The sequence below is a fragment of the Kocuria sp. LHG3120 genome (assembly GCF_049897445.1).
GTDB classification, from domain to species: Bacteria; Actinomycetota; Actinomycetes; order Actinomycetales; family Micrococcaceae; genus Kocuria; species Kocuria rosea.
Genome location: NZ_JAFCWG010000002.1, coordinates 561,721 through 568,828, shown reverse-complemented (window position 1 = coordinate 568,828; position 7,108 = coordinate 561,721). Strand labels below are relative to the sequence as shown.

The window sequence follows — 7,108 nt, the reverse complement described above, 5'->3', positions numbered from 1 at the left end:
CGCGTTTCGCCCCCCGCCCCCCCCCCCCCCCGGCCGGGGTGGTGTGCCCCCCCTGCCCCGCCCCCCCCCCCGCCCCGGCCCCCCCCCCGGGGCCCCCGGGCCTCTTCCACGGCCTGGTGCCGGGCCCTGTTCGTGCCGGCGTCCCCTCCGGCGTCCCCCGGTCCGGAGCGCCCGCCGGGCTCAGACGTCGTCCGTCTCGGGGACCCACCGGTTGAAGTCGAGCGTCAGGTAGAGCGCGAGCGCCGCCGCGTTGTCCTCGGCGATCCGCAGGCTGACCTGGTCGTAGCCGTTGTCGTAGAGGGTGCCCATGGCGCACCGCACCAGCTGCTCGGCCAGGCCCTGGCGGCGGCGGGAGGCCGCCGTGAACAGCTCGAAGATGTAGGGGACGTCAGGGAGGTCGTCGCCGACCCGCCGGGACAGCACGAGCGCGGCGGCCACCACGGTCCCGTCGTCGTCGACCACCACCGGCGAGGCCTCGGGCAGGAAGGGCCCGTACTCCCCGTCGAAGACTCCCCGGATCACCTGGCGGGCCTCCTCCAGACTGGAGACCCCGCCCTGCTCGTAGGAGGAGTAGTAGAGCTGGGCGAGGCTCTCGGCGTCCTCCGGGCCGGACGGACGCAGATTCACCGCGGGCTTCTTGGTGTTCGCCGCGGTGTGGGCGATCAGCGTGATGGTTCCGGTCATGGAAGGCCTCCGTGAGGTCGACGCCGGCTGCTCCGGCGGGGCGGACGAGGGACAGGGGACGTCCGGGAGGGCCGCGCAGGGCAGGCCCTCCGTGCATTCAGCGTATCCATTTCGCTGAGCTTGTCCATGCTTCGCCGTCCTCGATCGCAAAAGTGAACGGCCAGGTCGGAGCGGGGACTTTACGGGAACACCTGTTCCTTTTCCGCGCTCTTCCGGGTTAGCGTGTCGTACAGGTGTTCTAGCTTCCAGGGAACAGGGCGCACCGGGACGGGCGCCGGGCCGAGGGAGAGAGGAGCCGTCGTGGGTTTCCTGACGGAGAGCGTCGACGTGGACTGCGACACGGACGGGGTGCCGGTGGGCGTGCGCTGGCGCGGGCGGGACTACCTGGTGGCCCAGGGGCCCGTGCGCTGGTACGAGCGCCGCGCCTGGTGGTCCGAGGACGCGCGGCTGCCCAAGGACCGGGGGATCGGTGCGGTGGACCAGCAGATGTGGCGGGTCCAGGTGCAGCTGAACACCCGCTCCGAGCTGCTGACCCTCGAGCTCGTCCACACCCTCGACACCGGGCGCTGGCGGCTGCTCGCCGCCACGAGCGCCTCGGGGATCCGCGTGGTGCGCTGCGCGTAGGCCGCCGCGGTGCACCCTCCCGCCGGAGGTGCATAGGATCGTCGGTGGAGACCGCACCGCAGAACGTGAGGGAGCACCCGTGAGACTCGGCACCGTGCGACGAGACGGCACCACCCAGGCCTTCCGGCAGGAGGACGGGCGGACCGTCTACCTCCCCGTCCCCGACGTCGGGGCCCTCCTCGCCGGGGGCGACCTGCGGCTGCCGGGGGAGCCGGGCCCCGCGCCGGCCCCGGAGGACCTGGCGACGCCCGTCCTGCGCCCGGGCAAGATCCTGTGCGCCGGGCTGAACTTCTACGACCACGCGGAGGAGGTCGGTCAGGAGATCCCGGAGCACCCCACGATCTTCGCGAAGTACGCCACCGCGCTCATCGGCCCCACCGACCCCATCGCCATGCCGGAGGAGTCCGAGAAGATCGACTGGGAGGCCGAGCTCACCGTGGTGATCGGCTCGCCCCTGCGCCACGCCACGCCGGACCAGGCGCGGGCCGCGATCGCCGGGTACACCATCATGAACGACATCTCGGTGCGGGACTGGCAGGGCCGGACCTCCGAGTGGTTCCAGGGCAAGAACTTCGACCGCACCACCCCGGTGGGCCCCGTGGTGGTGACCCCCGACGAGATCGACCCCGAGGCGGGACTGGCGATCCGCTGCACCGTGGACGGCGTGCGGCACCAGGACTCCGGCACCGACCGGATGATCTTCTCCGCCGTGGAGCTGGTCGAGTACCTCAGCCGGTTCCTGACCCTCGAGCCCGGGGACCTCGTGGCCTGCGGCACTCCCGCCGGCGTGGGCCTGGCCCAGAAGCCCCGCCGGATCTGGTTGCGGGACGGCCAGGAGGTCGTCACCGAGATCGAGGGCATCGGCGAGCTGCGCAACGTCTGCACCCCCGCCGAGGACCTCCGGGCGGCGGCCGGCTGACCCGGCACCCGTCCCCACCCGGTCCCGTCCTCCCTCTCCTGCTGTCCAGATCCCCGTGACCTGATCCCCGTGACCTGATCCCACTGTCCTGTTCCCGCCTTCGACCGGAGGACCCCATGGCGACGATCGGCTTCCACGCCTCCCACGAGCAGATCCCTCCCGAGCAGCTGCTGCGCGACGTCGAGCACGCCCAGCAGGCCGGCTTCGGCGCCGCCATGTGCTCGGACCACCTCGAGCCATGGTCGCCGCACCAGGGCCACTCCGGGTTCGCCCTGTCCTGGCTGGGCGCCGCCCTGGCCACCACGGACCTGCCCTTCGGGTTCGTGCACGCCCCGGGCCGGCGCTACCACCCCGTGGTCACCGCCCAGGCCACGGCCACCCTCGCCCGCATGTTCCCCGGTCGGATCTGGACCGCCCTGGGCAGCGGGCAGAAGCTCAACGAGCGGGCCGTCACCCCGGACTGGCCGGCCAAGGAGCACCGGCAGCGGTTCCTCGAGAGCAGCTTCGACGCCGTCCGCCGGCTGCACGCGGGCGAGGAGGTGTCCTGCCGCGAGCCGTTCCACGCCGACCGCGCCCGGGTCTGGGACCCGCCGGAGGTCCTGCCCGCCCTGCGCGTGGCCGCGCTCACCCCGGCGACGGTCCGCCGCTTCGCCCCCCTGGCCGACGGGTTCATCACCGTCCAGCAGCCCCTCGAGGACCTGCGCCGGATGCTCGAGGCCTGGCGCGAGGCCGGCGGCACCGGGCGGACCGCGCTGCAGGTGCACCTGAGCTGGGCGCCCTCCCCGGAGCAGGCCCGCGCGATCGCCTTCGACCAGTGGCGCACCAACGTCTTCGACGCCGTGACCATGGCCGAGCTCGCCTCGCCCCAGGACTACCTGCGCAAGGCGGTCCAGGAGGACGTGGGGGATGAGCAGATCGCCGGGGCGGTCAACGTCTCCGCCGACCTCGGCCGGCACGCCCAGTGGCTGCACGAGTACGCCGACCTCGGCTTCGACGAGATCTACCTCCACCACGTGGGGCAGGAGCAGGGCCGCTTCCTCGACGCCTTCGGGGAGACGGTGCTGCCCCAGCTGGCGCAGGCCTGACCCGGCGCGGGCCCGGGCGCCGGTCCCGGGTGGGCGGGCTACGGCAGCCGGGACGGGCGCCGCAGCACGGCCGCGCCGGCCAGCTCCGGCTCGAGCGGGACCGGGCTGTGCAGCACGGCCGGTCCGCGGTGCAGGTCGCCGCTGGACAGCGGCCGGCAGCGCAGGCCCCCTCGCCCCCGCATGGCGGCGTGCGCGCCCGGAGCCAGGACCCGGTCCATCCACACGCAGGGGTGGGCCGGGCGCCCGCCCCGCAGCCGCACGAGGGCGCCCCGGGACTCCAGCGCGAACTCCTCGCCCAGCAGCGGGGCCAGGTGGGCGCCCCGGAGGACCACGTTGCGCCGGGTCAGGAGCGGGTCGAAGGGGTCCGTGCCCAGGTCCGCGGCCATAGCCTCGAGCGCCTCGACGGCGAGCAGGGTGACGGCGGCGTCCATGTGCGCGGCCTTGCCGAAGAACCGGTCGCCCACCACGCCCTTGCCGGCCACCAGCTCGACCCGCTCGGCGTCTGTGGTGGGGACCTCCGCCGCGCCGTCCCGGGCGCGGCCGAAGTAGGCGTGCGCCGGTGACACGAGCAGGTGCAGGACCTCCACGTCGTACCGATAGGTCGCCGTCATGGCCCACACCCCTCCGTCGTCGCGGCCGCCGGTCCGGCGCCGCCTCGCTGTCGCCGGACCTCAGCATAGGCAGGGCGGGCGACACCGCGGGGCGCCGGGCCGCGCCGCCCGATCTTCCCTGCACCCGGGGAGCGCCCCGCGAGCCTGTCCCCTTTACGGATGCACACCTGGTGTCCGGGGGTGCGCGCGGGCAAGAATGGCAGCGACGGAGGACAGCCGAGGGGCACCGTGGTCCGGACGGGGGAGGGAGGTCGCGTGTCTGCCAGACGCTCCGCCGGGGGACGGTACCGGCTGGCCGGGCCGGCCGGGTCGGCCGTGGTCGTCCTCCTCGTGGTCCAGCTCCTCCTCCGGGGCGTGATCTCCGTGGCGCAGCTCGCGCTCGGAGCGGCGGCGCTCGTCGTCGTCGCGCTGGTGCTCGGCCAGCGGTTCCTCGTCCCCTGGCTGGCGCGCCGGTCCCCGAACCGGCCGCGCATCACCACGACCCGGGCGTGGACGTGCCCGATGCCCCCGGAGGAGGCCCTCGAGCGGATCCGCACGGCGTTCGAGGACCTCGGCCCGGCGGTCCGCTCCCAGGAGTGCTGCGTGGAGGTCTCGGTGGGCTCGGACGTCACCTTCCGCCGGCGCGGGACGGCCTCCGAGTTCGGGTGGCGGGCCCTGCCCCTGCGGGCCACCTTCCGGGTGGTCCCCCGCGGCGGTGGGTCCGAGGTCGCCGCCGACGTGCGGGACGACCTCGGCTGGTACCCCGAGGCGCCCGGCAGGCTCGTGGAGGACGAGATCGACCGCCGCAGCGCCTCCCTGATCGAGCGGGCGATCTGCGCCACGGGACGCTGACCGCCGCGCCCGGCGCGGCGCCGGCCGGTCCCGGGAGGTGTCCCGGGCGGGGCGGGGGCCGGAGGGACGGGAAGCCTCAGGCGGAGGTCAGGGAGGCGGCCAGGGCGTCGACGACGGCCCGGGTGATCTCGGCGGTGTCGGCGGTGCCGCCGATGTCACGGGTGAGGTGCCCGGCGGCGGTGGTGGCCTCGATCGCGGCCTCCACCCGGCGGGCCTCGGCGTGCAGACCGAAGTGGTCCAGCATCAGGGCGGCGCTGGCGATCGCCCCGATCGGGTTGCAGATGCCCTGGCCGGCGATGTCCGGGGCGGTGCCGTGGACGGGCTCGAACATCGAGGGGAACCGGCGCTCCGGGTCGAGGTTCGCACTGGCGGCCAGGCCGAGGCTGCCGGCCAGGGCGGAGCCGAGGTCGGAGAGGATGTCGGCGTTGAGGTTGGAGGCCACCACCACGGAGAGCTCCTCGGGGTGCAGGACGAACTTGGCGCTCATCGCGTCCACCAGCACCGACTCCGTCTGCACGTCGGGGTAGTCGGCGGCGACGCGGGCGAAGACCTCGTCCCACAGCACCATGCCGTACTGCTGGGCGTTGGACTTCGTGACGCTGGAGACCTTCTGCACCGTGCGGGTGCGGGCGAGGTCGAAGGCGAAGCGGATGATGCGCTCGCAGCCCTTCTCCGTGAACAGGGAGGACTGGACGGCGACCTCGTTGCCGGGACCTCGGCCGGCGAGGTTCCGCCCGCCGAGCCCGGCGTACTCGCCCTCGCTGTTCTCCCGCACCACGACCCAGTCCAGTTCGGTGTCGTCGGCCTTGCGCAGCGGGGAGACCACGCCGGGGAGGAAGCGCACGGGGCGGATGTTGGCCCACTGGTCGAAGTTCTGGGTGATGTTCAGCCGCAGCCCCCACAGGGACACGTGGTCGGGGACGTTCTCCCACCCCACGGCGCCGAAGTAGATGGCGTCGAAGTCCTGGAGGGTCTCCAGCCCGTCGGCCGGCATCATCACCCCGTGCTGGGCGTAGTACGCACTGCCCCAGGGGAACTCGGTCCAGTCGAAGGAGAACGCCCCGTTCGACTGCTCGGCCACCGCGTCCAGGACCGTGCGGCCGGCGGCGACGACCTCCGGGCCCACGCCGTCGGCGGGGATCGAGGCGATCGTGAAGACCTGGTGCTCGGCCATGGGGTGCTCTCCTTCTCGGGTGCTCTGGTCGTGGTGTCCGCAGCGCAGTGCGGCACCGGGTTCCAGTAGAGCGCCCCGAGCACCGTGAGGTCCAAGACCGGAATCCCATCCCCCGGATAGGAATCCCCTATGACACGATCCGCGGCGCGTCCTGCGGCGCCGTCCCCTCCGGCCGGCCCGCCCTCTCGGCCCGGTCCGGCGCCGTTCCCTCCGGTGCCCGGGAGCAATCCGCGGCGTGCCGGGCCGCGTGCTCGGCGGCGACCGCCAGGAACGCTCGGGCGGCCGGGGTCAGGTGCGCCGGGCGGCTGAGCACGGCCACGTGCAGCACGGTGACCGGTTCGATCCGCAGCACCCGCAGCCCTGCGGCGCGCGCCAGCGGGGTCCAGGAGGAGGGCAGCACCGCGTGCCCGACCCCTGCCAGCACCAGCGGGAGGACCGAGGTGCGGTGGGCGACCTCGGCGGCGATCTCGACCGGCACCCCGCCGGCCAGGGCGTCGTCGACCAGCCGCCGCATCAGCGAGCCCTGCTGGGAGACGACCACCCGGTGCCCGGCCAGGTCCTCCCGGCGGATGGCGTGCCCGTCACCGAAGGTGTCCGCCTGCGGTGCCACGATCAGCACCAGGGGCTGCTGCTCCAGGTGCATCACCTCGACCTCGGCGGAGCGGAACGGGTGCTCCGAGCCCAGGACGCCGATCTCGGCGCGGCCGGTGCGCACCGCGTCGGCCACCTCCTCGGGGGTGAAGGCCGCGTCCACGCTGACCGTCACGGCCGGGTGGGCCCGCGCGTAGGCGGCGATCATCGACGTGAGCGGTTCGACGCCGGGGGAGGGCATGGCGACCACGTCCAGGCGGCCGCTGCGCACCCCGCGCAGGTCGTCGACGGCGGACCGGGCGGCCTCCAGGTCCCGGACCACCACCCGGGCCGGGCCCACCAGCTCCTCGCCGGCCTCGCTGAGCACCACCCGCCGCCCGATCCGGTGGAACAGCGGCACCCCCAGTTCCCGCTCGAGGCCCTTGATCGTCTGGGACAGGGAGGGCTGGGCGATGAGCAGCTGCTCCGCGGCGCGGGTGAAGCCGCCGTGGTCCACCACGGCCAGGAAGTACATGAGCTGCCGGACGTCCATCGTCGTCTCCTCCTGCGTCCGTGCGGCGGGGGTGCGGGCCCCTCGGTCCTGCCCGTG

General features: G+C 74.2%; 8 protein-coding genes. 4 read left to right on the top strand and 4 right to left on the bottom strand.

Features of this window, described 5'->3' with window-relative positions; translation table 11 throughout:
• Positions 1 to 180: 180 nt before the first annotated feature.
• Complete coding sequence (locus ACP7CD_RS06620) at positions 181 to 684, bottom strand: GNAT family N-acetyltransferase (protein WP_017834640.1); 504 nt, start codon at positions 682 to 684, stop codon at positions 181 to 183.
• A 300-nt stretch (positions 685 to 984) separates the two neighbouring features.
• Between ACP7CD_RS06620 and ACP7CD_RS06615 the strand changes: the two genes are divergently transcribed.
• From ACP7CD_RS06615 to ACP7CD_RS06605, 3 genes are all read left to right on the top strand, one after another.
• Positions 985 to 1,308, top strand: a complete 324-nt coding sequence (locus ACP7CD_RS06615) for a DUF6504 family protein (protein WP_017834641.1) — start codon at positions 985 to 987, stop codon at positions 1,306 to 1,308.
• Positions 1,309 to 1,387: 79 nt separating this feature from the next.
• Entirely contained in the window at positions 1,388 to 2,227 is an 840-nt protein-coding gene (locus tag ACP7CD_RS06610) for a fumarylacetoacetate hydrolase family protein (RefSeq protein WP_035929081.1), read from the top strand.
• 116 nt (positions 2,228 to 2,343) lie between these two features.
• A complete protein-coding gene (locus tag ACP7CD_RS06605) occupies positions 2,344 to 3,312 on the top strand; it encodes a TIGR03885 family FMN-dependent LLM class oxidoreductase (protein WP_109243883.1) in 969 nt (322 codons plus the stop codon).
• A 38-nt stretch (positions 3,313 to 3,350) separates the two neighbouring features.
• Here ACP7CD_RS06605 and ACP7CD_RS06600 read toward each other — a convergent pair whose 3' ends face one another.
• Positions 3,351 to 3,923 (bottom strand): MOSC domain-containing protein, encoded by a 573-nt coding sequence (locus ACP7CD_RS06600; protein ID WP_017834644.1) that lies wholly within the window; start codon positions 3,921 to 3,923, stop codon positions 3,351 to 3,353.
• A gap of 255 nt (positions 3,924 to 4,178) precedes the next feature.
• Here ACP7CD_RS06600 and ACP7CD_RS06595 point away from each other — a divergent pair, with 255 nt between their 5' ends.
• Positions 4,179 to 4,754 (top strand): hypothetical protein, encoded by a 576-nt coding sequence (locus ACP7CD_RS06595; protein WP_109243884.1) that lies wholly within the window; start codon positions 4,179 to 4,181, stop codon positions 4,752 to 4,754.
• Between the two features lie 76 nt (positions 4,755 to 4,830).
• Here ACP7CD_RS06595 and ACP7CD_RS06590 read toward each other — a convergent pair whose 3' ends face one another.
• Both ACP7CD_RS06590 and ACP7CD_RS06585 read right to left on the bottom strand, forming a co-directional pair.
• Positions 4,831 to 5,928 carry a tartrate dehydrogenase gene (locus ACP7CD_RS06590; RefSeq protein ID WP_109243885.1) on the bottom strand — a complete coding sequence of 366 codons (1,098 nt, stop codon included), beginning with the start codon at positions 5,926 to 5,928 and terminating at the stop codon, positions 4,831 to 4,833.
• A 127-nt stretch (positions 5,929 to 6,055) separates the two neighbouring features.
• Entirely contained in the window at positions 6,056 to 7,051 is a 996-nt protein-coding gene (locus ACP7CD_RS06585; RefSeq protein WP_109267963.1) for a LysR family transcriptional regulator, read from the bottom strand.
• Between the last annotated feature and the right edge of the window lie 57 nt (positions 7,052 to 7,108).